Annotated in this window: 1 protein-coding gene; it reads right to left on the reverse strand. The window is 49.3% G+C overall.

Going from position 1 to position 745, the window contains the following annotated elements; genetic code table 11:
* On the reverse strand, positions 1-745 hold a 745-nt coding region (locus KH400_RS29545; RefSeq protein WP_217227892.1), incomplete at both ends, for a hypothetical protein.

A 745-nucleotide genomic window follows, 5' to 3' on the forward strand; every position in this document is an offset into this window, starting at 1 on the left:
CCTTCTCCTTCTTCTCTTCTTCTTTCTCCCCTTTTCCTTTCCCCCCTCCCTCCCTTCCCCTTTTCCTTCTTTCTTCCCCTTTCTTTTTTCTTCCCTTCTTCCTCTCTCTCTTCCTTCCTTTCTCCTTCTCCTTTCCCTCTCTCTTCCTCTTCTCCTTTTTCCTCCCCTTTTTCCTTCCCCTTCTCCTTTCTCTTCCCTCTTTTCTCCCCCTCTCCTCTTTCTCTTTTTTCCCCTCTCCCTCCTCCCTCCCTTCTTCTTCTTTTCTTTCTTTCTTCTCTTCTTTCCTCTTTCTTTCTTCCTCCCCTCCCTTTTTTCCCTCCCTCTCCCCTCTCTCTCCCCCTTTCTCTCCTTTCCCCTCCTTTCTTTTCTCTCTCTCCCTCCCTTCTTTCCCTTTCTTCCTCTCCTCCTCTTCCCCTCCCCCTCTCTCTCCCCTCCCTCCCTCCTTCTCTCCCCTTCTCTCTTCCCTCCCTTCTCCTCCTCCTTCCCCTTTCCTTTCCTCCTCCCCCTTTCCTTCCTTTCCTCCCCTTTTTTTCCTTTTCCTTCTTTCTCTTTCCTTTTTCCTTTTTTTTTTTTCTCTTTTCCCCTTTTTCTCTTCTTTTTTCCCCTTTCTTCCCCCCTCCTTTCTCCTCTTTTCTCCCTTCCCTTTCTCTTTTCCTCCCTCTTTTCCCCCCCCTCCCCCTCCTCCTCTCTTCTTTTTTTCTCCTTTTCCCTCCTTCCCTCCCCCCTTCCCTCCTTTTTTTCTTTC

It is taken from the genome of Desertibacillus haloalkaliphilus, from assembly GCF_019039105.1.
Lineage (GTDB): Bacteria > Bacillota > Bacilli > Bacillales > KJ1-10-99 > Desertibacillus > Desertibacillus haloalkaliphilus.